Here is a 25,486-nt window from a genome sequence, read left to right as displayed (position 1 = left end):
CGGTTTACTCAGCCCTGACCAGGTACCTGGATTTCTTCGATCAGTTGCTTGTTTTCCGGGTCGTTATTGCGCACACCGTAGACGCGCAGCACCTTTGCCTTTGGATAGTGCTCGACGATAAGGTAGGTGCGCTGCGAGGCAGATCCGCTAAGGAAGACCGGTACGTTGCCGAGATTCGCCGAGTGGTAACGGCCCATCCGGCCGTGCAAATGCCCCGCGAAAACCACGGGTACTTTGTTTGTCCTTATCAGTTCGTTGACTTCGTTGTCCCATTTGGGCTGATGCACGTGGATCATCGTGAAGTCGAAGTCGCGGGTACTGGCCTTCAATCGCGGCATCAGTTCGTGAAGCCATGGCACCGATGAGTTGACGTTGAACTTATAGTTGAATGTCTTGTTCGTAGTGAACGAGACCTCGTAGGTGGGGTAGTTATTGAGCTGGATATTCGCTACGCGCTCGAAGCCCTTTGCCTCGAAGGCATACGCATAGCTACCGTCGAACTCGCCGCCAAACGCGCCCGTGTGGTCGGCGAAATCGAAGGCCAGCACGTTCCGGGACTTTACGTGGTCGCGCAATCCGTCAAGGCTGTCGCGTGCGCATCCGTTGTTGGCGCATCCGGAGCCATTCGACTGGCGGATGTTGTTGTCGTAGTCGTGGTTGCCCAGGCCGAGGTAGTAGTTATCGCCCAGGATGCGATAGAGGCGTTCCATGACGGTGCGCTGGTTGCCATGTCCATAAGCTGTCAGATCGCCGTTGACGATCACCGGAATATCCATGCCGGGGCGAGCTCGCCGATAGGCGGCAATACTTTCGTATTGCTCCTTGATAAGTTGCTCGGACCGGGCTTCCTGCAAATACTTCGGTTCGTCCTGATTTGCGTCCGTGCGGTCGGTCCACGGATATTGGGGGTCCGACGTGACGATCATCGTATGCGGCGTTTCGTCGAACTGGGCGTGAGCTGCCGACGCGAAGCCGAGCGACATCAGCGCGCCGAAAACGGCGCGACGTAGGGTATTGCGATTCATGGGGAAGTCCTTATCGATGTGAAAGCGCCGGCCGTGGGGACGGGCGGCGGGGTGGATTGTGCAAACCCCATCACATCGAAAACGGAACTTCGTCACACTTGTGCGGCGCATGAATATGGCCGCACGAAGTGCTGCGGACATCGCTGGCACGTTTGCCAGGCGAATGCCTACAAGAGCGGCCGGGCGCCGTTTGGTGTTATCAGGCCTGAAGCAGTCGCGGCGTTGCGTGGGCGCCGATGACCGTGGTCATGGCGGCAGCGATCTTGTGATTCGCCGCGATGATATTGCCATTGGTCGGCAGGCCTTCGCGGCCGGCGAAATCGCAATACACGCCACCGGCCTCGCGAACGAGCAGGCCACCCGCGGCCATGTCCCACGGCTGCAGGCCCGGCTCGAAATAGCCGTCGAGACGACCGGCCGCAACATAGGCGAGGTCGAGTGCCGCCGAACCCATGCGACGGATGTCTTCGGCCTCGGTGAGCAGGGCCTGGGTCATCGCCAGCTGGGACTCGATATGGTTGCGGGCGCGGTACGGATAGCCCGTGCCGAGCAGCGAGCCGGCGAGACCTTCGCGTTTGCTGACGCGGATGCGGCGATCGTTGAGGTACGCGCCATCGCCCTTGCTGGCGGTGAACAGTTCGTCGCGCAGCGGATCGAATACCACGCCGTAGACCGGCTCGCCCTTTTCGAGAAGGGCGATGGAAACGGAGAAGTGGGGGATGCCGCGAAGATAGTTGTGCGTGCCGTCGAGCGGGTCGATGACCCATACCAGCGGACCCTTGCCGATGGCGCCCGATTCCTCGCCGAGAATGGCGTGGGTCGGATAGGCGCGACGCAACTCCTTGACGATCTCGGCTTCCGCCAGTCGATCGACCTCGGATGCGAAATCCATCCGCTGCTTTTCGACGACGGCAAGGCCTTCGATGCGGTTCATGTAACGCAGGATGATATTTCCTGCGGAGCGCGCAGCGCGCGCCGCTACGTTGACTGCGGGTCTTGGCATGGGCTTGACTTGGTCGAGAGCAAAGGCCGCGGTCGTGCCGCGGCGGTGGGCGAGTTTAGCATCCCGGGCGCCGCGCCCCAAGTCGGACCCGTTGTAGACTTTCCCGCTTTCCGCCTTCACGCGTGCCCCCCATGGCCTTATCCGAGCTCAGCGACCGTTTCCGCTTCATTCTGGTGCGTACCTCGCATTCGGGGAATATCGGCTCCGCCGCCCGCGCTATGCGCACCATGGGCTTCGATGGACTGAGTCTGGTGGCGCCCAACCGCTTTCCCGATCCCGAGGCCACGGCCCTGGCGGCGGGTGCGGACGACGTCCTGGGGCAGGCCGAAATCCACGGTGACCTGGTGGAGGCGCTGGCGGGCACGACCTTTGCTCTGGGGCTCAGCGCCCGGCGCCGGGGCGTGACGTTGCCCGAACTGGATCCCCGGGAGGGGGCTCGCCAGGCCCTGGCGGCGGCGCGGCGGGGTGAAAAGGTGGCGCTGGTTTTCGGTAACGAACGTACGGGGCTGGAGAACGATGAGCTTTCGCGCTGCCACGCCATGGTGCGCATTCCCAGCGTGGACGATTTCAGCTCGCTGAATCTCTCGCAGGCGGTTCAGGTCGTTGCCTACGAGTTACGCACGGTCATGCTGGCCGAGGAATCCACCGCTGCCGATACCCAGGTGCCCGAGGAGGACGTGCCGGCCGATGCCGAGCAGGTCGAACGCTTCTTCGAGCACCTGTCCCGGACACTGGACGATATTGACTTCCATAAGGGCCGTTCGCCTGTGACGATCATGCTTCGCTTGCGCAAGCTGTTCCTGCGGGCGCGGCCCGATCTGCGCGAGCTACGCATCCTGCATGGCATTCTTGCCGACGCGCAGCGCATGGCCCAGCTGGCCGGACAGGATCAGAACAAATCGCGGACGTAGTCGGTCAGAGCGCGGCTGAAGATGGCGGATGCGATGACGATCGTCACCACGGCGGCCCATACGGCAAGCAACAGGGCACCGTCCCGCTCCACCCGCGCGAACGCGATCAGCATGCCGCCGAAGACATAGGAAGCGGGGCAGCCAGGGGGATGGGGGATGGGAAGTGGGGGCGTGTTTCCGGCGTTCGCCTGAGGGGGCCGGTATCGCCCGGTGGAAGTAACGTCCGCTTGGCGCTTGTCGTTCCCTCAGGCGTTCGCCGGAAACACGCCCCCACTTCCCATCCCCATCCCCATCCATCTGTAGCGGTTCGGAAGGGTCCATAGGCCCATAATGCGGCTTGGCCTTGAATGCGCTTTGAACCGGGGTCCGGTATCGGGCGAGCGGCATTTCAATTTTCGGCCCTGCGAACGTCATAGCTCTGGAACGTCTCAGACGCATGGTCAGCCACCCAGATGCTCAACCCGGAAAGTATGGATAACCGACACGTGAGCGACGACGTGCCCATCGACGCGCAAGCGCCGACGGACCGTGCCGCGCGGGTCGCGAAACTGTTCGACGAGCACAACCGTTCGCTGGTCGCGTTCCTGCAGTGCCGGCTCAATTCGCGGGCGGATGCACAGGAAGTGGCGCAGGAGGTCTACGTGCGGATGCTTTCGCTGGACGAGAGCGTCCGGGTCGACTCCCCGAAGGCGCTGATGTTCCGGATTGCCGCCAATCTGGCCGTGGACGGCATCCGCAAACATGCTGTCCGGAACAACGCGCCGGCCGACCCGGACACCGACGACTGGCACCGCCCCCCCCTACCCGAGCGGCACACCGACGCCATCCAGCAATGGAGCGTCATCGAGGAAGCCTTGCGCGAGCTACCCCCCAAAACACGCCGTGCTTTCGTGATGCACATGATCGAAGGGCGCGAGTTCGGCACCGTCGCCCAGGCCATGAATCTTTCCGAGCGCATGGTGCGTTACCACGTCAGCAATGCGCTGGCCCATTGCCGGGCACGATGCAACCGAGCGGAGACGCCATGATGGCCGCAATTTCCATGCAACCCGACGAACTCGTCCTGCGCGAGGCCGCGACCTGGTGGCTGCGCCTGCGGGAAACCCACCTGCCGGAGGAGTCGGTCGGACAGTGGTTGACCTGGATGGACTCCGACGAGTGCCATCCCCGTGCCTTCGACCAGATCGGGGAGCTCACCGAGCAGTTCGCGACAGCGGACGAGGCGACGCGTATGCGGCTCATCGCCGGGCTTGCGGCGCCTGCCGTCCCTCTCGCTGCGCCAGTTGCCCCGAAGGTCGAGCCACGTGCCCGGCGCGCGCGCTGGCCGGTTTATGTCGCTGCGATTGCCGCGTCCCTGGTCGTGGCGGTTTTCGCCGGCCGCCTTCTCGATCGTCAGGGACGCGACAACGTGTCGTCTGGTCAGCGTTACGCAAGTTCTGTGGGGCAGAACGAGGATATTTCGCTACCCGACGGATCGGGCATCGCGCTGGGCGGTGCCTCGGCACTGACGACGCGCTACGACAACGGTCATCGTCTGATCGAGCTGGATACCGGAGAGGCCTTCTTTCATGTGGCCCACGATGAGAAAAGGCCATTCGTGGTCACGGCGGGGCCGTTGGCGATCCGCGATCTCGGCACCGCATTCAATGTCCGTCGTACCGATCAGCGTGTGATCGTCGCGGTTACCGAGGGGCGCGTCCGCATCGCACCGGCCGGCCGTTCGACGACGAACGACGGGACCGCCCAGAGTGCTCTGGAAGCCGTGGCCGGTCAGCAGGTGTCGTACGACCCCGTGACGGCCGCGATGACCGTAAGCAACGTCGAGCCCGAGCACGCTGTGGCGTGGCGGAGCAATCGCCTGGAGTTCGATAACGAGCTGGTTTCGGTGGTCGTGGCCAATATCAACCGGTATAGCCGGCGGCCGGTGCAGATCGCCGATGCGCGCCTGGGCGCCATGACTTTCACCGGCACGGTCAAGATCGATTCCATCGACAGCTGGCTCGACGCATTGCCGCAGGTATTTCCGGTACGCGTAAGCTCGTTCGCCGACCGGATCGTCTTGTCCAGGGCGGAGCGCAAATAGTGCCCGGATGCGGCGGACGGCGCTGCGCTCGGGACGGCACTATGGTTTTTCCAGGGCTCATGCCAAGCTTTCCGTTTTAAATCGGCATGGGACGAAGGGGCTCTCCTCGCATGGTAAGGCTCGCGCTGTACGCGACGGGAGGATGTCTTTTGCTCTCGCTGGCGGCGGCCGGCGCATGGGCCGTTCCCGCGACGGGCTCGTCCGGAAGTCTGAACGCGCCGGCGAAAGTGAGCATCGCCATCCCGGCACAGGCACTCTCCACGGCGCTGATCGCGCTTGGGCAGCAGGCGAACGTGCAGGTCCTGACGGCTGGCGACGAAGTTGCCGATCTCCGCAGTGCGGGCGTCAAGGGACAGCTCACCGTCGACGAGGCCATGGCCTCGCTGTTGCGCGGCACCGATCTGGACTTTGCCGCGTACGACGCGGGTACGGTGGTGGTGAAGCAGCGCGAGGCACCGGACGTTCCGTCGTCCGGTCACGGACGGCAGACGATCGAACCGCTGGCACCCACGGTGACGCCGCTTGCGCCCATCAGCGTTCAGAACGCCGCGAACGACAACGGATACAAGATCGACGCAACGCGCGGCGCGACACGCACCGATTCGCGACTGGTCGACGTGCCGCAGTCGGTATCCGTCGTGACGCGCGATGCGATGAGTACGCAGCAGGCCATTTCCGTGGGCGATGTCGTTCGCCAGGTGGCGGGCGTGCAGTATGTCGATGGTTTGGTGGGACCGCCGCTATTCCGCATACGCGGATTCAATGCCGGTAACGGCATGACCGACGGTATGCCCAATGGCGTGGCCAGAACGGAAGACCTTCCGCCTTTGATCGCCATCGATCGTATCGAGGTACTCAAGGGACCGGAGGCCATCCTCGGCGATGCGTCCGTCAGCAATAACTTCGGCGGGTCGCTCAATGTGGTGATGAAGAAACCGCAGCGCGACCCCGTGCACGAACTCACGTTTTCCATGAGTCGCTACGACGGCGCGCGCGTCGGTATCGATCTGGCGGGCCCCGTCAACGGCTCGGACTCGGTCACCTATCGTCTGATTGCGGCTGGCAATTACGCCGACCATTCGCCTCAGGGTTATCAGGGCCAGCGTGGCGGTTATCTCGCGCCGTCGATCGCCTGGCAGGGCACATCCACCCGCGTCATGGTGGGCGCCGAGCGGGTGGACAACCGCGTGCCCAGTCCGGATCACACCGTGTTGCTCGGTAATACCCTCGCGACAGCGTCGCCGGAGAGTGTCCGGCTGGGCAGTCCCACCGACCACGCGATATTCAGGACGACCCGTCTCTTCTATTCGCTGGACCAGGCGATCGCTCCGAACTGGATGTTCCGGAGCCAGGGCCAGTACGTACGGCAGAAGAACAGCGGCCAGGGCTGGTCGCTCGTCGGCAATAGCGACGGACCGGGCGCGGTCGGCGCGGTTGCCCGCAGCTATCGTTATTCGGATGCGTACTACACGTTGCAGAACGACATCATGGGCTGTTTCGATCAGGGGTTCGTGAAGCATACCGTCGTGCTTGGTTTCGATTTCTCGCGGACACATGCGGGCAGCGGCAGCGACACGAATGCCGTCGTGCGCACCCGAGTGCTTCCGTACGATGTTTTCTCCAGCGCCATGCTGCCGTCCGCGCGCATGCAAACGACGTCGTCGCTAGCGGTCGACGACGTACAGCCGCTTGGCGGCTCCTGGTCGACCAGCACCGGTATCTTTCTGCAGGACCAGATAACGATCGGCGAGCGCTGGGACGTTTTGCTGGCGATCCGGCGCACGACATACGAACTTGAAACGCAGAGCACTCCCTACGCAGGGCAGCGCACGACGCGCGAGGCGCAATGGATTCCGAAGGCGGGTGTCGTTTACAAGGCGACACCCGACATATCGATATATGCGAACACGGTCAGCGGGTTTCAGGCGGACGCGTTGCTCGGCGAGAATGGACAGCCGTTACCGCCCGCCAAATCCCGGCAGGTGGAGGCCGGTGTCAAATTCGATCTGTTCGACCGGAATGCCCGTCTGACGGCCGCGCTGTATCGCATCCATCTGGATCACAGCGTCGATCTCGTATCGCCGGAACCGCCTTATTTCGCGACACCGGGCCCCGGCCAGACGAACCGTGGGCTGGAACTGGAGTTCGCCGGACAGATCGCTCCCGGGCTGGCGGTGCTGGCCAGCTATACCAATGCGCATATCCGCAATCACGACGGCACGCCGACAACGGGAGCGCCACGTCAGCAGTTCAGTACATGGGTCAGCTACCGGTTCCAGCAGGCGCCTCTACAGGCGTGGGGCATCGGTGCCGGCATCGTTGCCCGCAGTCATAGTCTGGGGCGCACGAGCGTCGACGGCGAGTATTTCGGTATTCCCGGGCAGGCGAGTGTCGAAACCAATGTGTCGTACTACGGCAGCAACTGGCGGGCGACGCTCGGGGTGAAGAATCTCTTCGCGCGCACGTTGTACGCGGTAAATTTCGACGCGGCATTCGTTCCCATCCGCGAAGGTCGCGTGGTGATGCTGAGCGGCGTTTACGACTTCTGAGTGTCCCATCGGAGCGTTCTCAATAGCAATTCGCAGGCGTCCTCACGGAATTGCTCGCGGCGACGCCGCGCTGCGCTGCGCTTCTCGTTCGCCACACCGGGATCTTCCACCGGTTCGGCACAGGGAAGTTCGTAGCAGCCATCGTTGCTCAGCAGTCCGCCATGTTCGATCCAGAACCGGTCGTAACTGTCTTCGGTCGTGCGGGTTCGTTGCGTGACCGGAAGCGCCGCGTGGGAGACCGCGCGAATACGCCTGAAGCCGTACATCGCCGCTAGCGACCGTACCAGCGACAGAAGCAGATTCCTCGGGCCCAGCCCGTTGCTGCCCTGGATGAACCGGCGAACGGGCCCGGTCCCCATGTATGCCCACGATCCGTGCATGGCGCCGACGAGGATGCCTTCATGTCCCGCGAAGGTGATCGTGCAGGATGAGAGAACTTCCTTGTCGCTATTGACCACGAACAGGTCGAGCTCGCCGGCCGTACCCGTCGTGGATTGCCGGAGATAGAGATGCGCCAGGGCACCCTGGTCGAGCACCAGCGTCGCCATGCGCGCGCCGTGCCCTTTCAGGATTTTTTCCCGCAGCTTTTTCGGGAAGCGTTGCAGCAGGAATCGATAATGCGCATCGACCATGCGATGGCGGGCCTCGCGCGAGAACCTCGCCGAGATGTAATGCGAATGCCAGCGTGCATAAAGCCTGGGATCGGTCCTGACCGCTTGCCGCATCGCTTCGTTGCCATGCAGGAAACGAAGCCAGTCGGTCTGCCGGCGCAGCATGAGGATGCTGCGCAAGGTGTACTTCGCCAGCCCCGCGACGCGTCGGGCGGTAGAGGCGCTGCGCAGATTCCAGTGATCGCGACAGGCGGCCGCCATCAAACGGTAGCCGTCCCGCGCCATCGGCATCGCAGCGTGTGCGCCCGCGCCGTCGTCGCCATCGTTCCACGTACTGAGAGCTTTCATTCCCGCCCCGATTCCATCGTGTTCAGCTGGATTACAAGCTAAGACGGGCGAGGGGGCTTTTTTTGAAATGGCGTCAGGTCGTGAATTCGGCCTGACCCTCGATGGCGCTGGAAACCAGTAGTTTGTCGATGCGCGCTCCGTCCATGTCCAGCACTTCGAACGTAATTCCCTGCCAGGTGAACGATTCGCCCGCTCGCGGAATGTGCCCGAATTGCGCCGTTACCATGCCAGCGGCTGTGCGGAAATCGTGCTCGTCCTCATTTGGCAGGCTATCGATCTGCAGCAATTCGCGCAGGTCGTCGGCGGGCAGCGAGCCGTCCACGAGATAGCTGCCATCGGTCCGGCGCACGATCGGTCCGTCCGTCGATGTGTCGTCGGTCGCGGGGGCGGTCGCGCCCACCACCGCGGTGAGCAGGTCGTTCAGTGTGATCAGGCCTTCGATGTCGCCGTACTCGTCGACAGCGAGGGCAAGTTGGGTGTCGGCGTCGCGGAAGGCTTCGAGCAGGTCGAGCGCGCGTGCGGTCACGGGGACGAACAATGCCTTGGCGACGTGCTCGAAGAGGTCGGGCGTGCCTTCCGAGAGCTGCGTGAGCAGCCGCTTGACCTCGACCACGCCCACCACGTCGCTTTCGTCGTGCCGGTATACCGGGTAGCGCGAATAGGGCGTTTCGCGCAGCACCTGCACGTTGTCCTCGCGGGATCCGGCGATGTCCAGCCACGCGATCCGCTTCCGGGGCGTCATGACCGAGTCCACGGTGCGGTCGCCCAGGCGCAGCACCCGGTTGACCATGTTGCGCTCGTCCGGATCGAGGATGCCCTGCTCGGCGCTTTCGGCCACCAGCAGGCGGATCTCGTCTTCGGTGGCCGCGCTGGAGCCCTTCCGGTGTAGCCGGAGGAGCCTGAGGATCGAGGTACTGAGCAGGTTCAGCAGCCAGACCAGGGGCAGGGTCAGGCGGGAAATCACCATCATCGGCAGGGCGATCTGACAGGCGATGCGTTCGGGCGCGGTCAGGGCCGCCCGTTTCGGCACCAGTTCGCCGATGACGATCTGTACCAGCGACATGAAGACGAAGCCCAGCAGCCAGCCGACGATCCGGGCGTAGGGCTCCATCCAGGCCGGTTCGCCACGGTGGAGCAGGGCGGTGAAGTATTCGCCCAGGCTGTCGCCGGCCACGGCGCCGGTGATCAGGATGATCAGGGTCATGCCTACCTGGACGGTCGACAGGAAGCGTTCGGGCGATTCGGCCAGGTGCAGGGCCATGCGGGCCCGGCGGCTGGTTCGTGCCATTTGCTTGAGCCGGCTCTTGCGGGAGGCGACGACCGACATCTCCGAGAGCGCGAAGAAGGCGTTGGCCAGGGACAGGAAAAGGACCAGCAGGAGTTCGGTGAGCATTGCGGCTCTTATAGCAAAACCGACGCGTCCGGTCCCGTACGTCTCTGTTCGGAGGCGAAAAGTTACCGATTCGCGAAGCGTCCTAGTAACATTATCGTCATATATCCCTCTTGTTCCAGGCAGCGTGCATGTTTTCACTCCAGACGATCTTCGGTAAGGGCGACAAGTTTTACGGGCTGCTCGAAGCCAGCGCGGACGCTGCCCGTGAAAGCGCGACCGCCATGCACGAGCTGGTCGTCCGCCCGGATCGCTCCCCGGTCATGGCGGCTTTCAGCACCGCCCGCGCCCGCGAGAAGGCATTGCACGCCCAGATCGGCGAGGAACTGGTCAACACGTTCGTTACGGCGCTGGACCGCGACGATATCGAGGCGCTGAATTCCGCGCTGTACAAGATTCCCAAGACGATCGAGAAATTCGCCGAACGCTATGTCATCGTCGCCGATCGTCTGGCGGGCATCGATTTCAGCCAACGTGCCGCTCTGCTGGAGAGTTCGGCCAAGGTCGTCGTCGAGATGATCGGCGAGCTGCGCCGCGGTCTGCGCATCGATCCGGTGAAGAAGTTGCGCGACCAGTTGCACGCGCTGGAATCCGAGGCCGATCGCCTGCTGCTCGACCCCTATCGCACGCTGTATGCCGAAGGCTCCGATCCGCTGCGCGCCATTCTGGCCAAGGACCTGTTCGAACTGATCGAGAAAGCGGTCGACAAATGCCGCGATGTCGGCAACGTCGTCTATACCATCGTACTCAAGAACTCCTGACGGCTGGCGACCCATGAGCATGGTCCTCGCGGTCGTCCTGATCGCTCTCGCCTTTACCTATATCAACGGTTTCCACGACACGGCGAACTCCATCGCCACCGTGGTGGCCACGAAAGTACTTACTCCCGGTCAGGCGGTGCTGCTGGCCGCGGTCACCAATCTCGTCGGTGCCCTGTGGGGCACGGCCGTCGCGGCCACCATCGCCTCGGGCCTGATCGATTCGGGTGTCGTGGAGGTGGGTTCGCAATTGCTGATCAGCGCGCTGCTTGGCGCAACGATCTGGAACCTCATCACCTGGTGGCTGGGCCTGCCGTCGAGTTCCAGCCACGCGTTGGTGGGCGCCCTGTGCGGAGCAGCCATGGCGGCGTCCGGCGACAACGTCCACTCGATCATCTGGTTCGAGAGCGGCGTCCACTGGTGGCTGGGCAAGGGCATCATCCCGAAGGTCATCGTGCCCATGGTGATTTCGCCCCTGCTCGGTTTCAGCATCGGTTTCGCCGTGATGGGCGGGCTTTACGCGATGCTGGGGTGGTTCTCCAGCCAGAAGGGGGTGTTGCACCGCTTCGGGCGTACGCCGTTCGTCAACAGCTTCTTTGGCAAGGCCCAGATCGTTTCGGCCAGTGCCATGGGCGTGTCCCACGGCATGAACGATGCCCAGAAAAGCATGGGCATCATTGCCCTGGCGCTGGCTGGCGCCACGGCGGCCGGGCAGTTCGACCATCTGCCGACCTTCCTGCACTTCCTGCGGATCCAGCACGACAGCGCGGCGGCCGGTGGCTTCCCGATTCCGATCTGGGTAAAGGTCGTCTGCGCGCTGACGATGGCCGCGGGTACGGCCGGTGGCGGTTGGCGCATCATCAAGACGTTGGGCCACAAGATGGTCAAACTGCATCCGATCAACGGGTTCGCGGCGGAGGCCAGTTCGGCGGCGGTGATTCTTTCGGCCTCGCTGATGGGCGTGCCGGTGTCCACGACACACAACGTCTCCGCGTCGATCATGGGCGTGGGCGCGGCCAAGCGTTTCAATGCCATCCGCTGGTCGGTGGTCGAGCGGATGGTCTGGGCGTGGATTCTCACGCTGCCGGTCACGGCGGCCGTGGCCTATGGCCTGGTCCGGCTGGGGCAGTGGTTGTTCTGATGAAGCGGGGGCCTTACAGCGCGTCCGACTCCCCGTTGATCGACTGCTCCAGTGTGTCGCCGAGTATCCCCAGTTCATCGATCAGGCGAGCCAGCTCCCGGTCGTCCAGATAGTCGTAGGGACGGTTCTCGCACAGGTGCAGATAGGGCGACCCATCGAGGTCCGCCGTGGCCAGGAAACCCGTTCGCTGTTCCCAGTTGAAGCGCAGGCAACGCTTCGCGTCCGTGCCCGCCAGCGGCCCGACGGGTGTGGAAATGCGCAGGTAGCGCTGTCCCGCGTCGTCTTCCAGTTCGGCCAGATAGATGCCCTGATGGCGGCCATCCCTCAGTTTCAGATCGAAGCTGATCAGATAGGGCTCGTTATGGCGGAGCTTATGGATGCCGCCGATGTGCGAACGGATCGCCTCGAAGTGACGCATGGCCGCGGTCCATCGATAAGGTGTGACCGATGGTAACCTCTGCGACGGCACAGGTGAGACGGCCGGCGCACTTCGGATGGCAACGGGAAACATGACAACCGACGAGATCGGCGACAAGGCACGGGCCCTGCGCGCCAAACGCATTCTGGCGGCCGTGGCCGCTATCCCGCGCGGTCGCGTGGCCAGCTACGGCGCCATTGCGGCCCGGGCCGGCTATCCCGGACGTGCCCGCCTGATCGGCCGGGTGCTGGGCGACGCACCGGATCGCCTCTCGCTGCCGTGGCACCGGGTGCTGCGGGCCGACGGGCGTATCGGCATACCGGAAGGCACGAAGAGCTATCGCGAACAATGCAAGCGCCTGCGTGCGGAAGGCGTGGCCGTCACCGACGGTCGTGTGGCGATGAGGCACTTCGGTCTGGACCATGATCTGGACCGGGCCATCTGGGGCGGCTGACCACTCCTCCGGACGAAAGACGCACACGGGACGAGCGCGCCGTTTGTTAGCATGTGTGGATGCAGTCTCAAGCTCTCGACCTTCTCCATAGTGTTTTCGGCTACTCCGAGTTCCGCGGCCAGCAACAGGCCATCGTCGAGCAGGTAGCGCAGGGCGGCGACGCGCTGGTGCTCATGCCCACGGGCGGCGGCAAGTCTCTTTGTTATCAGATCCCCGCGCTCATGCGCGAGGGCACGGGCATTGTCGTTTCGCCGTTGATCGCCTTGATGCAGGATCAGGTCGATGCACTGCGCGAAGCGGGGGTGCGGGCCAGATATCTCAATTCCAGTCTGGACGCCGAAACGCAGCGCGAGGTCGAAGGGCAGTTGCTGGCCGGCGAACTCGATATGCTCTACGTCGCGCCGGAGCGTCTGCTGACCGGGCGGTTCCTCGGTCTGCTCGAACGCACGCCGGTCGCGCTGTTCGCGATCGACGAAGCGCATTGCGTGTCCCAGTGGGGACACGATTTCCGTCCCGAATACCGTGAGCTGGCGCTGCTGCATCAGCGCTTTCCCGATATCCCCCGTATCGCGCTCACGGCCACCGCCGATCAGCGCACGCGCGACGAAATCGTGGAGCGTCTCGCACTCGACGACGCCCGCCAGTTCGTTGCCAGCTTCGACCGGCCGAACATCCGTTATCGGGTGGCGCCACGTCAGAACGCGCGGCGTCAGTTGCTGGACTTTCTCGATGGCCATCGCGACGAAGCCGGTATCGTGTATTGCCTCAGCCGTCGCAAGGTCGACGACACGGCAGCCTGGCTCGCCGAATCGGGCGTGACGGCGCTGCCGTATCACGCGGGCCTGGATGCCGAAACGCGCACACGGCACCAAAAACGTTTTCTCCGCGAAGAAGGCGTCGTCATGGTCGCGACGGTGGCCTTCGGCATGGGCATCGATAAACCGGACGTGCGTTTCGTCGCGCATCTGGACCTGCCGCGCAGCATGGAAGGCTACTACCAGGAAACCGGCCGCGCGGGTCGCGACAGCCTGCCGGCCGAAGCGTGGATGGTTTACGGCCTGGCGGACGTGGTCACGATGAGTCAGATGATCGCCTCGTCGGAAGCGGGCGACGATCGCAAGCGGGTGGAGCGTTCCAAATTGGAAGCGCTGCTTGGCTACGCCGAGACCACGCGTTGTCGCCGTCAGCTGTTGCTGCATGCATTCGCCGAGGATCATGCGGGTGCTTGCGGTAATTGCGATAACTGTCTTGCGCCGCCGAAAACATGGGATGCAACGGTAGCCGCGCAGAAAGCCATGTCGTGCGTCTATCGCAGCGGACAGCGTTTCGGCGCCGGTCACGTGATCGATATCCTGCGTGGCGAGAGCAGCGAGCGCGTGCGCCAGCTCGGACACGACCAGCTCACGACGTTCGGTGTGGGCGCCGACATGGACGAGGCGCAATGGCGTTCCGTATTTCGCCAGCTGCTGGCGGCAGGCTTGCTCGAAGCCGATCCCGAGGGCTTCGGGACACTGCGCCTTGCCGCCTCCAGCCGTGCCGTACTGAAGGGCGAGCAGAAGGTCTGGCTCCGTGAGGATGCCCGGGTAGAGAAGGGCACGCGTCGCCGCAAGGAGCGCAGCACGGCGCCCGGCGGCAGTCTCGGCATCGAGGCTTACGAGCAGCCGCTATGGGATGAATTGCGTCGCGTGCGCGCCGAACTGGCGAAACAGCACGGGGTACCGGCCTACGTCATCTTTCACGACGCCACGCTGCTCGCCATGTTGCGCGCATTGCCGGGCGACGAGGAGGAACTGGGCTCGATCAGCGGCGTGGGCGAGCACAAGCTCAAGCGCTATGGGAAAGATTTCCTCGCGGTGTTGACGGCGACTTCGTAGAGAGGTCGCCGTTTCCTCGCTGCGTAGGTTTTCGCGCGCAGGCGCGCTCCCACAGAAAGCCGGGATCTGCCTAACACCTGTGGGAGCGCGCCTGCGCGCGAAAGGTGCTTGTACAAACGCCGCAGGATCGCGGCAGCCAGCTCCCGCCCGGGTTTGAGAAATATCGTAGTCAATCCGTGCATCGCGAAATCTTGCGTCAGCCTTTGCCCGCCCATACATCTTCATTCCGGACGCAGATCGATGTCCGGTATCGGGGGTACCCAGCTGTTGCCACGGCGTGGCGCCAGTAAACGACGACTCAAGGAGCCGCCATGCACGACGCAACGCCTCTCATCGCCACCATTGTCGGTGGTCTCGTACTCGCCTTCTTCTTTGGCGCTATCGCCCATCGGCTGCGTCTGCCCATCCTGGCTGGCTACCTGCTCGCGGGTGTCGTGGCGGGACCGTTCACGCCGGGCTATGTCGCCGACGCGCATATCGCACAGGAGCTGGCGGACCTCGGCGTCATCCTGCTGATGTTCGGTGTGGGTCTGCACTTCTCCGTGAAAGACCTGATGGCGGTCAAAGCCATATCGATCCCGGGCGCGGCCGTGCAGATGGCGGTGGCCACGGCGCTGGGCATGTTGCTGGGCTGGGCGCTCGGGTGGCCGCTGGCGCAGGGTTTCGTGTTCGGTCTTGCGTTGTCGGTCGCTAGTACGGTCGTGCTTTTGCGCGCTATCGAAGAACGCCGGTTGCTGGATACCGACCGCGGTCGTATCGCGGTCGGCTGGCTGATCGTCGAAGACCTTGCGATGGTTCTCGCGTTGGTGCTGCTGCCCGCTATCGCCGGCTTCCTCAGCGCGGAGCAGGGTGCCCCGCAGCAGTCGATGGGCGAACTGGCGAAGGTCGTCGCGTTTACCTTCGGCAAGGTCGCGCTGTTCATCGCCCTGATGCTCATCGTCGGCAAGCGGCTCATCCCCTGGATGCTTCAGTCCGTGGCGCAGAGCGGCTCGCGCGAACTCTTCCGGCTGGCCGTGCTGGCGATTGCCCTTGGCGTCGCCTTCGGCGCAGCGCGGTTGTTCGACGTGTCGTTCGAACTGGGGGCCTTCTTTGCAGGCATGATGATGGGCGAATCGAAGCTGTCGCAGCAGGCCGCTGAAGAAACGTTGCCGCTGCGCGATGCGTTCGCGGTCCTGTTCTTCGTGTCGATCGGCATGCTGTTCAATCCCGGCATCCTTCTGGAAAGCCCGTGGATCGTGCTGGCTGCGTGCCTGATCATCATCGTCGGCAAATTCATTGCGGCGTTCGTTATCGTGCGCGCGTTCGGCCGTCCGCTGAAGACGGCTCTGACCATTTCGGTCAGCCTCGCCCAGATCGGCGAGTTCTCGTTCATCCTGGCTGGGCTTGGCGTGTCGTTGGGTCTGCTTAGTGCCGAAGCACGCGATGTCCTGCTGGCCGCGGCTATCGTGTCCATTCTCGTCAACCCTCTTCTGTTCGTTGCGCTCGATCGGTGGGTTCGCCGGGCCGAAGCGGCGGAAATACCGGTGGTGGAGGCTATCCCGGACGAGCTGGAGCCGCAGCCGGTGAGCGCGTTGAAGGGACATGCCGTACTGGTCGGCTTCGGCCGGGTCGGGCGCCGCGTCTTCGAGAAGTTGCGCAAGACCGGTCAGCCTATCCTGGTCATCGAAACCGACGAGGATGCCGTCCGTCCGCTGCGCGAACACGGCGGTGCCGAAGTCGTGGTGGGAAATGCGGCATCGGGCGCGGTACTCGCGGCGGCCAATCTGGCGCAGGCCGCCTCGCTGATCGTGGCCGTGCCCAATCCGTTCGAAGCGGGACAGATCGTGCGCTCGGCACGGGCGGAACGACCGGATCTGGACATCGTCGCACGTGCGCATTCGGAGGAGTGCGTCGAGCATCTGGCCAGCCTGGGCGCCAGCCGCGTCATCTACGGCGAGCAGGAGCTCGCGCGCAGCCTGTTCGAAGCATCCTGCGAGCGCCCCTCGGCACCGCCCGTTTTCCGAAGGATCGCCAAGCACACGTCGCACTAACGAACGGGCCGTTACCTTTTGCCGATCAATGATTCGATCGGGAGTGCGACATGGCGGGACGTATCGAGGACTACGCGATGATCGGCAACTGCCGAAGCGCCGCGCTGGTGTGCCGGGACGGCTCGATCGACTGGATGTGCGTTCCGCGTTTCGATTCGGCGGCGTGTTTCGCGGCACTGCTGGGTACCGAGGAGCACGGGCGCTGGCTGATCGCTCCCGTCGACGTACAGGCGACATCGACGCGCCGCTATCGCGATGGCGGACTGGTGCTCGAAACCGAATGGGTCACGACGACGGGCAGGGCGCGAGTCGTCGATTTCATGCCGATCGATGGCGACGCGGTCGGCATCGTGCGTATCGTCGAGGGGCTGGAAGGCCGCGTGGATTTCGCTACCGATCTCGTCATTCGTTTCGACTACGGATGCAGCATTCCCTGGGTGGTGAAGCAGGATGACGGTTCCACGCGTGCCGTGGCCGGCCCCGACCTCCTTATCCTGCGCAGTCCCGTCGGGCTGGAAGGAAAGGACTTTCACAGCGTCGCCGACTTCACCCTAGCTCAGGGGGAGTCAATTCCTTTCGTCCTCGGTTACGGTCAGTCGCATCTGGAGGCGCCTCCCGCGCTGGACCCGTATGACGCACTCGAAAGGACGGAGTCGTTCTGGAAGGCCTGGTCGTCGCGCTGCAACGGTACCGGCGAGTGGTCGGATATCGTGCGCCGCTCGCTTGTGACGCTGAAAGGCCTCAGTTATCTGCCAACAGGTGGCCTGGTCGCGGCGCCCACGACATCGTTGCCCGAGCATATCGGCGGGGCGCGTAACTGGGACTATCGATTCTGCTGGGCGCGGGATGCGACCTACATGCTGACCGCACTGGTCAATGCGGGTTATCACGACGAGGCCAGCGCCTGGCGCGATTGGGTCCGCCGCGCGATCGCCGGTACGCCAGATCAGTTGCAGGTGCTATACGGTCTGGCCGGCGAGCGGCGTCTGCATGAACACGAGCTCGACTGGCTACCGGGTTATGAAGGCTCCTTGCCCGTCCGCATCGGTAACGCGGCCGCCGAGCAGTTCCAGCTGGATATCTTCGGCGAGCTGGTCGGCGCGTTCGACCACGCGCTGCGCAACGGTGTCGATATGAAGCCGGAAGACGACAGCGTCCAGGCTCTGTTCCTCGATCATCTTGCCGGTATCTGGCGCAACCCCGACGAAGGGATCTGGGAAATTCGGGGCGAGCCGCAACATTTCGTCCATTCGAAGGTAATGGCTTGGCTGGCTTTCCGCCGTGCGGCGGATCAGCAGCGCGAGGGCCGGGATCCGGCGCTGACCGCGAAATGGACCAGTATCGCCAGTGAGATTCACGCCGATATCTGCGCCAAAGGCGTGCATCCGGAGCACGGCTATTTCGTACAGGCTTACGGATCGGAGCATCTGGACGCGAGCCTGCTGCTGGCGACGCTGACCGACTTTCTGCCTCCGGACGATTCGCGCATCCGGAAGACCGTAGAGGCGATCGAGCAACACCTGATGGTCGACGGATTCGTACGCCGCTACGACACGCTTTCGGGCGTCGACGGGCTCCCTCCGGGGGAGGGTGAGTTTCTTCCGTGCAGTTTCTGGCTGGTCGAAAATTACGTGGCCCTCGGTCGTTTCGACGACGCGCGGGAGCTTTTCAAGCGCCTGGTGGCGTTGTGCAACGATGTCGGTTTGCTCTCCGAGGAGTACGATCCGCGCAGTGGCCGCTTGCTGGGGAATTTTCCACAAGCCTTCTCGCACGTGGCTCTGGTAAATGCCGCTTTCAGTATTGCGCATGCGAAAAGCGCGACCGCCGACGTTCAGAGCGGAACGCACGCCGCGCAAGGCGCGTAATCTTATCTCTCATCGTTTGAAGGAGTTCGTGCATGAGCAACGCCCAACCGAAGCGCGCGATGTCGCGTTCGCATCCGGCCGATCCCTGTACCGTGGTGATCTTCGGTGCCAGTGGCGATCTCACCAGCCGGCTCGTGGTACCCGCGTTGTACAACATGCGCCGCACCGGTCTGCTGTCGGACGACTTCGCTATCGTCGGCGTCAACCACGGCAAGCTCGCCGATGCGACGTGGAAGCGCAACCTGCGCGGCGCACTGGAACGTTACGTCGGCAATGCCGGCGCGGGGACGGGCAAACTCGATAACGACGCCTGGGACTGGCTGGCCGATCGTATGACCTACCATGCCGGCGACTTCGACGACTCGACCACGTTCTCCAGTCTGGCGGAGAAACTCAAGGTCATCGAACGCCGCCGGGGTACGGAAGGCAATGTCCTTTTCTATCTCGCCACTCCCGAGCGCTTTTTTGGCGACATCGTCGAAAAGCTGAAAGAAGCGGGACTCGCCGGCGACAGCGAAGGCGGGTTCTGGCGCCGCGTCATCATCGAGAAACCATTCGGTCACGATCTTGCGTCCGCGCAGGCGCTCAACGAGCGCATCGGCAAGGTGCTGCGCGAGGACCAGATCTATCGCATCGATCACTTCCTCGGCAAGGAAACGGTGCAGAACATTCTGTCGTTCCGCTTCGCCAACGGATTGTTCGAACCGATCTGGAATCGCGACCGCATCGATCACGTGCAGATAACGGTCGCCGAAACCGTCGGCGTGGAACGCCGTGGTTCGTTCTACGAACAGACCGGCGCGCTGCGCGACATGGTGCCCAATCATCTGTTCCAGCTTCTCGCCATGGTGGCGATGGAGCCGCCGACGTCGTTCGGTGCCGAAGCCGTGCGTACCCGCAAGGCGGAAGCTATCGAGGCGATCCGGCCGATTGGTCCCGAGGATGCCGTACGCGGTCAGTACGGTCCCGGTGCCGTGGCTGGCGTGCTGGCACGCGCGTATCGCGAAGAGCCGGATGTCGCGGCGGACTCAGTGACGGAAACCTTCGTGGCGATGAAGCTCGCCATCGACACCTGGCGCTGGTCGGGCGTTCCGTTTTACCTGCGCACCGGCAAACACATGACGAGGCGCACTACCGAAATCGCCATCCGTTTTAAGTCGGCGCCGTTCGCACCGTTCCGCGGTACGGGCATGGATGCGTTCGGACCGGACTGGCTTGTGCTGCAGATCCAGCCCGATGAAGGTATCTCGCTGCAGTTCGACGTGAAACGCCCCGGTCCGCGCGTGGAACTCGCCCCCGTGCGCATGGATTTCAAGTATGCCGACTGGTTCCGCGCCGAGCCGAACGTCGGCTACGAAACGCTGCTGTACGACTGCATGACCGGCGACGCCACGCTGTTCCAGCGTGCCGATATGGTCGAAGCCTGCTGGCGTGCGGTGCAGCCCGTCCTGGACGACTGGGCGCAGCATAGCCCGGCGGATTTCCCGAATTACTCGTCGGGCAGCGCGGGTCCGGCATCGGCCGATACATTGCTGGCCATGGGCGGTCGTTCGTGGCGTCCGTTGAATGCCAACGTCGAGCCGGTTGGCCGTCGTACGGGCGCGCGCAAGGTCGCGGAGCCGGAAGCCACTGCGCCGGCGAAGCGTGCCCCGGCGAAGCGAGTTGCGAAAGCGGCCGTCAAGAAGGCGGCTGCGAAGAAAGTCGTGGCAGGGAAATCGCCAGCGAAAAAGCCGGTGGCAAAAAAGGCTCCGGCAAAGCCGGCTTCCTCTCCACGCAAGGTGGCGACGAAGAAAACCGCGGCCGCGAGAACGGCCACGGCGGCGAAGCGGGCGCCCACCCGAAAGACGGGTGCTTCTACCCGCGTGCCTAAAAGGCGCTGATGTCTCAGACCCGGATCGCCCGATGGGCGATCCGGGCTTTCACGATAGCTAGACCCCGTTGCGGTAACTCTGCATCCTGACGGCGGGTGGTTCCGGCCGATCTAGGGAGGGGGAAACCATGTCGTACGCTGGCCGTATGTACTTCAGGCTCTATCTGCCCAGTCTTCTGGTGCTTGGCTGCGGGCTCGGAGCAGCCGCTTCCGCCAAGGCCGCGCAGGAAATTCCCGGCGACTTCGGTGGCCTGGCCACGTATTCGAACCTGCCCGCATACCTTTTCTTCGTGGGCCTGATCCTGGCGGTCACGATTGGCGTTGCCCAGACTTTCCGCGTAAAGCTATGGGAGCGAGGTCGGATACCCGGCTGTTACGTATGCGGATGCCTGCTGGGCGCCGCGCAGGTCGGACGACGTGGCCTTGGCTTGTATCGCAAATGCCTGGGCTGCGGAAAGGCGCACGGCGTGAATCATCGTCTGAGTCAGGCTGCGGTCGTGCCTGTGCGGGTCGCGGCTATCGACCCGGCACAGACGGTAGCGCCGATCAGGAGCGCACGTTGGTCACGGTAATGCGATGACCGATCTTTTCGAGCAGTTGGCGGAGCTGCTCGGCTTCCTCCGGAGTGGTGTCGTCGTTAAGCGACAGCCAGAGCGTGTCGCCGCCCAGCCCGTGTATTTTCTCGTTGAACTCGATCTCGACGGCGACCTTGCCGCCGGGCTGGACTACCGATACCGCGAAGTTCCTTGCTTGCACGCCTGTGTTTCCCCTGAATTGCGTCGATGTATATGTAGCGCATTTTAACGGGAAGACCTACGAATAACCGCCCCCGCCGGGAGTAATTCGCGTCGCCACGGTGCATTCACCCGGGCACGACGTCGCATGTCCATAAATCCGCTCAAGGAGGAACGCCATGCTTCAGCTCAATCCGCCATTACCGATGAATACGCCCAAGGGTGAAGGCTTCGCCCATTTTCTGCTGGACTACGGCCCGGAGTCGGACCTTTACTGGACGGTATTCATTACCGGGACCGGCGAAATCTGGACGTTCTCGAATCGCGAGGTCCGCGCCTCGAAGAACATCACGCTGGGCCGGGTATCCCCTTCGGAACCCAGGGCAGCGCCCGGACGGAAGGCTACGAGCGACGCGGGCATCGTTTCGCTGGCCCAAGTGTAGCTCCGCTGGCTTGCCTGTCCGGCAGGTCGCGGCCACGGCCAGGTCAGTGCTTCGGCTCGTCGCCACCGAGGTTCAATACTTCGATGCGCGTGACGTTGCGCTCCCAGCGTGCGGCGCGTTTGTCCGCGGGGACGACCAGCCGGAACGGTCCGTCCTTCGCATCGATCGGTTTGCCGTTCTGTCGATCGGCGATCAGGACGGTCGCGGCGCCGAAATCCGGCGCCAGTTCGCCGAGCGAAAAAACCACGACATAGCCATCGCTGGCGGTCACACGAACGACGGTCGCCATCGCGCGGCCGCGTAGTTTTTCATCGAGGGGCAGGCCATTCCTGCGTAGCACCTCGATCAGCGCGACGCCTTCGAATTCGCTGGGGGCGTCGCCATGCGTCGAACCCGAGACCTTGGTGCGAGGCAGGCCGGCCAGTGCGGTAGCGTCGAGCGCGATGGTGCGATTCGTCGCAGGCGTGGCGACTTTCGCGGTGACGCCATCGGCCGCTATGACGGGTGCCGTGCATATCAGTGCACAGATAACGAGGCAACGTGACAGTGTCGATCGCATGCGAATCTCCGGGCCGGAAAACCCGGACTCTATCGATTATCGAGGGGGTGTGCGCGTTTTCGGTATTTGTGCGATTCGTCGGGCGAATCCCGTTCAGCCGTTACGAACGATGCCGGTACGTGCGCGCTACTTGAAGTTCCACCATTTCTTCGACTCGAGGCTGCGTTTGGCCGGGATGTATCCCTGCGCGGCTGCTTTGCGGTACCAGGCTTTGGCTATCGACGGATTGCGCGGCGTACCTTTGCCGATGGAATAAAGCCTGCCGAGTTCGAACTGCGCTTCCGGGACATTCTGGTTCGCGGCCGCACGAAGCAGCCGAAACGCGTCGGCGACGCCCCGGGGGTCGGTTCGGGTACCCAGCGTCAGCATGCCCAGCGCGTACTGCGCCTGTCCGTGACCTTGCTCGGCCGCTTGCGCATACAGCGCCAGCGCGTGGCCGATATCCTGCTTACCCTGGTATCCCACTTCGAGTTGCTGTGCTTTACGGAACAGCGCTTCGGCATCGAGGGGTGAGGGCACGTCGACAACAGTCGCGGGTGCCGGAGGTTCCCCTTTGAGCGCGGCGATGCGCGCCTCTGCGGACGTATGGCCATATATCCTGGCGATCTCATACCAGTGAAGGGCGAGCTCGCGGTCCGGGCGCACGCCCCGACCCAGCATATAGGCGGTGCCAAGCGCATAGGCCGCGGCGATGTTGCCGACGCTGGCCTTTGCCTCGAGCGCGGCAAGGCGTGCCCGCTCATTGCCGGCGATATCCGTGGAAAACCCATCCCTGGACACACTTTCCGTATGCGATATGACTTCGTCATGCTGCTCTGACATGTCCGCTCCTCCCCTGGAGTCGAGTCGACACAAGGCGGCCGGCTGGCCGATATTGTGACGCGGTCGACATTCTTACGGAGAACAAGGCCATCTGTCACGATGAAATGCCGGTCAAACCCCCAGCGCTGCCGAAAGTGCATCCATATAAGTCCGGCTGGCCCGCAACGGGGTGCCGTTGCGTAGCCGAATTAGTGCATCGCGGTTTGCCAGCGCTTTCAGTTCGACGACGCGATCGAGGCGGACGATCGCCGAACGATGGACCCGGACGAAGTGTTTTGGATCCAGAAGGCGTGCCAGCGCATGCAAGGGTTCGCGTACCAGGTAGGTGTCGTTGCCGGCATGCAGTGCCGCGTAATCGCCGTCCGCTTCGATCCAGTCCACGGTGTCGGCATCCACCAGGACGATCTTCGCGCCTACGCGCACGGTGAAGCGCTCGAGAAATACCGCTCTGCCTTCGGAGTGGGGCGTGCCCGAGGATGTGCCGCGGTGCCATGGCAGTGCCTGTCTGGCCCGGTCCAGTGCTTCGGCGAAACGCGCATCGTCCAGTGGTTTCAGCAGATAGTCGAGCGCACGCAATTCGAAGGCGCGGATGGCGAAGCTGTCGTACGCGGTGAGCATGATCGCCAGTGGCCGGTTTTCCCGGGGCAGGGCGGCGAGCAGCTCCAGACCGGTCATGCCCGGCATTTGTACGTCGACGAAAGCAACGTCGACGGCTTCGTATGTCATGGCGGCAAGAGCGGAGGCGCCGTCGCCGAACTCGCCTGCTATCTGGACGTCCATATGTTCGGCAAGCCGAGCGATCACACCACTGCGTGCGAGCGGCTCGTCGTCTATGACGGCCGCGCGCATCACGAGCCAATCGCCATAGCGACAGATGTTCGATGCTGCATGCGTAGCGGGATATCGATCGTCACACGATATCCGCCGTCGTCGAGCGAGCGCGTGTCTATGCGGTAGTCGTCCGGATAAAGGTTGGCGAGCCGTTCCCGAACATTGCGCAGGCCGATGGCGGACGATGTTTCCATGTCCGATGTTGGCCGGTCGACGCGCAAGCCTTCGTTCTCCATCTCGAGACGTAGCCGGCCGCCGTCGCGGAATGCCTTGAGTTCCAGCCGTCCGGGTTCCGTGCGTGGGGCGATGCCGTGCCGGATCGCGTTCTCTACCAGTGGCTGTAAAAGCAGGTATGGCATCAATGCGTCCATGACGTCCGGTCCGATCTGCGTGTGCACGATCAGGCGATGACCGAGGCGGGCTTTCTCCACGTCGAGATAGGTCTCGGTCAGCGAGAGTTCCTCGGCTAACGTTACTTCGTGTGTCGACCCGCCTTCGAGCGTGGCGCGAAGAAAATCGCCCAGGCGCGCGATCATGCGATTCGCGTCGCGATTGCGTTGACTCGCGACAAGCGCTGAAATCGCGTTCAGCGAGTTGAACAGGAAGTGCGGGTTGAGTTGATAACGAAGCGCTCTGAGCTCGGCTTCGCGCGCATGCGCCATGGCTCGCGCCGCGCGCTCCTGCGCGCAAGTCAGTTCGGTGTAGTAGGCGACCACCGCATGGATAGCGCAGAACGCGATCAACGCCAGCCAGCATCCATCCAGTCCACTGAAGATCAACCGCAGCCGCCACGCGGGTACCTGTCCCAGGACGACCGCCATATGCAGGCCGATGGCGTTGTTGATCAACGACATGACATAGGTGATCGCGAGAAGGATCAGCGATGCTTTCCACCAGACGAAGCGACGCTGCCACAGACGCCGCTGCACGAGAGCGACCGGCAGTGCCCATATTGCGAATGCGGCCAGGAAAAGAGAACGGTAAGCCCACGAGTGCCCGCGCCCGAGATCCGGCAGGCCCATGACCACCATGCACAAGGCGATGGGCAGACCCGCAAGGATCGGCAGCCACAAGGGCGGGGACGCCGCCAGGGAGGCGGGACTGGATTGATCGTTGGCTTCCACGCGCGCCACCTTGTCGACCGGGCGTCAGTCTAGCTTTACTTAGCCATCGGCATGAACGGGTGCATCGCGGGCTTCCGTCGCTGGAGGCATTCCAGGTCCGAAGCATTCAATCCCGTGGACAATCGGGACGCTACGCCGCAACGCCTTCGTTGCGGCGAGCCGTTGGATGGGTGCGCCAGGCCGGTGGGTCTGGCGGATCTAGCCGTCGTGTCCGCCGCGGCAGACCTGGCTTTGATCCGGATACTTCTCCACGCACCAGTTCTCCCACTTGCGCTTGATCGTCGCGCGTTGGCTGGCGCTGGCGTGACCGTCCGTTGCTCCCATGCCGTGACCTACCGTCTGCCGCAACACGGCCAGCAGGCCGTCGTGCACATACCAGACATGTTCCTGATGCCACTGGTCGCGCTGGATGATTTGCTCGGCCAACGGACGGCCATCGCCCAGGTGACCGATGATGTAGGGAACGGCTGGATTGCCGAGATCGATCAGCTGTGCGAAGGCGTGCCGCTCCGCTTCCGATGACTTCGTGGCGTCTTCCACGAGACGGTCGACCGTGCTTCCGATATCGGGAGGAGTCGCGAATCCACTGGTGCTGATCGACAAAAACATCAAGCCGGTTAAGGCGACGGTATACCGCATGGGT

The 25,486-nt window shown here is 63.5% G+C and carries 25 protein-coding genes; 13 read left to right on the top strand and 12 right to left on the bottom strand.

Annotated features, from left to right (window positions below; all coding sequences use genetic code 11):
* Positions 1–8: 8 nt before the first annotated feature.
* The gene (locus tag AC3IR3_RS15755; RefSeq protein ID WP_489193484.1) at positions 9–1,025 is read right to left on the bottom strand and encodes a metallophosphoesterase; all 1,017 of its coding nucleotides are present in this window, start codon (positions 1,023–1,025) and stop codon (positions 9–11) included.
* A gap of 199 nt (positions 1,026–1,224) precedes the next feature.
* Entirely contained in the window at positions 1,225–2,028 is an 804-nt protein-coding gene (locus AC3IR3_RS15750) for an inositol monophosphatase family protein (RefSeq protein WP_489193483.1), read from the bottom strand.
* A gap of 131 nt (positions 2,029–2,159) precedes the next feature.
* Here AC3IR3_RS15750 and AC3IR3_RS15745 point away from each other — a divergent pair, with 131 nt between their 5' ends.
* A complete protein-coding gene (locus tag AC3IR3_RS15745) occupies positions 2,160–2,939 on the top strand; it encodes an RNA methyltransferase (protein WP_489193482.1) in 780 nt (259 codons plus the stop codon).
* Here the strand turns inward: AC3IR3_RS15745 and AC3IR3_RS15740 are convergent.
* Complete coding sequence (locus tag AC3IR3_RS15740; protein WP_489193481.1) at positions 2,918–3,052, bottom strand: hypothetical protein; 135 nt, start codon at positions 3,050–3,052, stop codon at positions 2,918–2,920. The genes AC3IR3_RS15745 and AC3IR3_RS15740 overlap by 22 nt on opposite strands.
* Positions 3,053–3,424: 372 nt before the next feature.
* On the opposite strand from AC3IR3_RS15740, the gene AC3IR3_RS15735 reads away from it, so the two are divergent.
* From AC3IR3_RS15735 to AC3IR3_RS15725, 3 genes are all read left to right on the top strand, one after another.
* Positions 3,425–3,967 carry an RNA polymerase sigma factor gene (locus tag AC3IR3_RS15735; RefSeq protein ID WP_489193480.1) on the top strand — a complete coding sequence of 181 codons (543 nt, stop codon included), beginning with the start codon at positions 3,425–3,427 and terminating at the stop codon, positions 3,965–3,967.
* Positions 3,964–5,022 carry a FecR family protein gene (locus AC3IR3_RS15730; RefSeq protein WP_489193478.1) on the top strand — a complete coding sequence of 353 codons (1,059 nt, stop codon included), beginning with the start codon at positions 3,964–3,966 and terminating at the stop codon, positions 5,020–5,022. The genes AC3IR3_RS15735 and AC3IR3_RS15730 overlap by 4 nt, the downstream gene beginning before the upstream one ends.
* 110 nt (positions 5,023–5,132) lie before the next feature.
* Complete coding sequence (locus AC3IR3_RS15725) at positions 5,133–7,571, top strand: TonB-dependent siderophore receptor (RefSeq protein ID WP_489193477.1); 2,439 nt, start codon at positions 5,133–5,135, stop codon at positions 7,569–7,571.
* On the opposite strand, the gene AC3IR3_RS15720 is transcribed toward AC3IR3_RS15725, so the two are convergent.
* Both AC3IR3_RS15720 and AC3IR3_RS15715 read right to left on the bottom strand, forming a co-directional pair.
* Positions 7,559–8,530, bottom strand: a complete 972-nt coding sequence (locus AC3IR3_RS15720) for a DUF535 family protein (RefSeq protein WP_489193476.1) — start codon at positions 8,528–8,530, stop codon at positions 7,559–7,561. The two genes, AC3IR3_RS15725 and AC3IR3_RS15720, sit on opposite strands and share 13 nt — an antisense overlap.
* Before the next feature lie 73 nt (positions 8,531–8,603).
* Positions 8,604–9,923, bottom strand: a complete 1,320-nt coding sequence (locus AC3IR3_RS15715) for a hemolysin family protein (RefSeq protein ID WP_489193474.1) — start codon at positions 9,921–9,923, stop codon at positions 8,604–8,606.
* A 128-nt stretch (positions 9,924–10,051) separates the two neighbouring features.
* Here AC3IR3_RS15715 and AC3IR3_RS15710 point away from each other — a divergent pair, with 128 nt between their 5' ends.
* Together AC3IR3_RS15710 and AC3IR3_RS15705 are read left to right on the top strand one after the other, a co-directional pair.
* A complete protein-coding gene (locus AC3IR3_RS15710; protein WP_132144440.1) occupies positions 10,052–10,681 on the top strand; it encodes a DUF47 domain-containing protein in 630 nt (209 codons plus the stop codon).
* A 13-nt stretch (positions 10,682–10,694) separates the two neighbouring features.
* Positions 10,695–11,819, top strand: a complete 1,125-nt coding sequence (locus tag AC3IR3_RS15705; RefSeq protein ID WP_489193473.1) for an inorganic phosphate transporter — start codon at positions 10,695–10,697, stop codon at positions 11,817–11,819.
* A gap of 13 nt (positions 11,820–11,832) precedes the next feature.
* Here AC3IR3_RS15705 and AC3IR3_RS15700 read toward each other — a convergent pair whose 3' ends face one another.
* Positions 11,833–12,237, bottom strand: coding sequence for a hypothetical protein (locus tag AC3IR3_RS15700; RefSeq protein ID WP_489193471.1), 405 nt, complete (start codon positions 12,235–12,237; stop codon positions 11,833–11,835).
* A gap of 91 nt (positions 12,238–12,328) precedes the next feature.
* On the opposite strand from AC3IR3_RS15700, the gene AC3IR3_RS15695 reads away from it, so the two are divergent.
* The 6 genes from AC3IR3_RS15695 to AC3IR3_RS15670 all read left to right on the top strand — a co-directional run bounded on the left by AC3IR3_RS15695 (position 12,329) and on the right by AC3IR3_RS15670 (position 20,902).
* Positions 12,329–12,691 carry an MGMT family protein gene (locus tag AC3IR3_RS15695; protein WP_489193470.1) on the top strand — a complete coding sequence of 121 codons (363 nt, stop codon included), beginning with the start codon at positions 12,329–12,331 and terminating at the stop codon, positions 12,689–12,691.
* 59 nt (positions 12,692–12,750) lie between these two features.
* Positions 12,751–14,565: a DNA helicase RecQ gene (gene recQ / locus AC3IR3_RS15690; protein ID WP_489193468.1), complete on the top strand. Its 1,815-nt coding sequence runs from the start codon at positions 12,751–12,753 to the stop codon at positions 14,563–14,565.
* A 311-nt stretch (positions 14,566–14,876) separates the two neighbouring features.
* The gene (gene ybaL, locus AC3IR3_RS15685; RefSeq protein WP_489193467.1) at positions 14,877–16,595 is read left to right on the top strand and encodes a YbaL family putative K(+) efflux transporter; all 1,719 of its coding nucleotides are present in this window, start codon (positions 14,877–14,879) and stop codon (positions 16,593–16,595) included.
* Positions 16,596–16,645: 50 nt separating this feature from the next.
* Positions 16,646–18,460, top strand: coding sequence for a glycoside hydrolase family 15 protein (locus AC3IR3_RS15680; protein WP_489193465.1), 1,815 nt, complete (start codon positions 16,646–16,648; stop codon positions 18,458–18,460).
* A 59-nt stretch (positions 18,461–18,519) separates the two neighbouring features.
* Positions 18,520–20,340: a glucose-6-phosphate dehydrogenase gene (gene zwf, locus AC3IR3_RS15675; RefSeq protein ID WP_489196944.1), complete on the top strand. Its 1,821-nt coding sequence runs from the start codon at positions 18,520–18,522 to the stop codon at positions 20,338–20,340.
* Positions 20,341–20,458: 118 nt separating this feature from the next.
* Positions 20,459–20,902 (top strand): hypothetical protein, encoded by a 444-nt coding sequence (locus AC3IR3_RS15670; RefSeq protein ID WP_489193464.1) that lies wholly within the window; start codon positions 20,459–20,461, stop codon positions 20,900–20,902.
* Here AC3IR3_RS15670 and AC3IR3_RS15665 read toward each other — a convergent pair.
* Positions 20,877–21,086, bottom strand: coding sequence for a hypothetical protein (locus AC3IR3_RS15665; protein ID WP_489193462.1), 210 nt, complete (start codon positions 21,084–21,086; stop codon positions 20,877–20,879). The genes AC3IR3_RS15670 and AC3IR3_RS15665 overlap by 26 nt on opposite strands.
* Before the next feature lie 157 nt (positions 21,087–21,243).
* On the opposite strand from AC3IR3_RS15665, the gene AC3IR3_RS15660 reads away from it, so the two are divergent.
* Positions 21,244–21,507, top strand: a complete 264-nt coding sequence (locus AC3IR3_RS15660) for a hypothetical protein (RefSeq protein WP_489193460.1) — start codon at positions 21,244–21,246, stop codon at positions 21,505–21,507.
* Between the two features lie 43 nt (positions 21,508–21,550).
* Here AC3IR3_RS15660 and AC3IR3_RS15655 read toward each other — a convergent pair whose 3' ends face one another.
* The 5 genes from AC3IR3_RS15655 to AC3IR3_RS15635 form a co-directional block, all read right to left on the bottom strand.
* The gene (locus tag AC3IR3_RS15655) at positions 21,551–22,066 is read right to left on the bottom strand and encodes a molybdopterin-dependent oxidoreductase (protein ID WP_489193458.1); all 516 of its coding nucleotides are present in this window, start codon (positions 22,064–22,066) and stop codon (positions 21,551–21,553) included.
* A 126-nt stretch (positions 22,067–22,192) separates the two neighbouring features.
* Positions 22,193–22,888: a tetratricopeptide repeat protein gene (locus AC3IR3_RS15650; RefSeq protein WP_489193456.1), complete on the bottom strand. Its 696-nt coding sequence runs from the start codon at positions 22,886–22,888 to the stop codon at positions 22,193–22,195.
* Positions 22,889–22,999: 111 nt separating this feature from the next.
* On the bottom strand, positions 23,000–23,737 hold the full coding sequence (locus tag AC3IR3_RS15645) for a LytR/AlgR family response regulator transcription factor (RefSeq protein WP_489193454.1): 738 nt from the start codon (positions 23,735–23,737) through the stop codon (positions 23,000–23,002).
* Positions 23,737–24,843 carry a sensor histidine kinase gene (locus AC3IR3_RS15640; protein WP_489193452.1) on the bottom strand — a complete coding sequence of 369 codons (1,107 nt, stop codon included), beginning with the start codon at positions 24,841–24,843 and terminating at the stop codon, positions 23,737–23,739. The genes AC3IR3_RS15645 and AC3IR3_RS15640 overlap by 1 nt, the downstream gene beginning before the upstream one ends.
* A gap of 198 nt (positions 24,844–25,041) precedes the next feature.
* The gene (locus AC3IR3_RS15635; RefSeq protein ID WP_489193450.1) at positions 25,042–25,482 is read right to left on the bottom strand and encodes a hypothetical protein; all 441 of its coding nucleotides are present in this window, start codon (positions 25,480–25,482) and stop codon (positions 25,042–25,044) included.
* Positions 25,483–25,486: the final 4 nt, after the last annotated feature.

Source organism: Luteibacter sp. GL_149, from assembly GCF_057834065.1.
The sequence above is the reverse complement of the archived record's forward strand: the minus strand, read 5'-3'. Positions and strand labels throughout refer to the sequence as shown.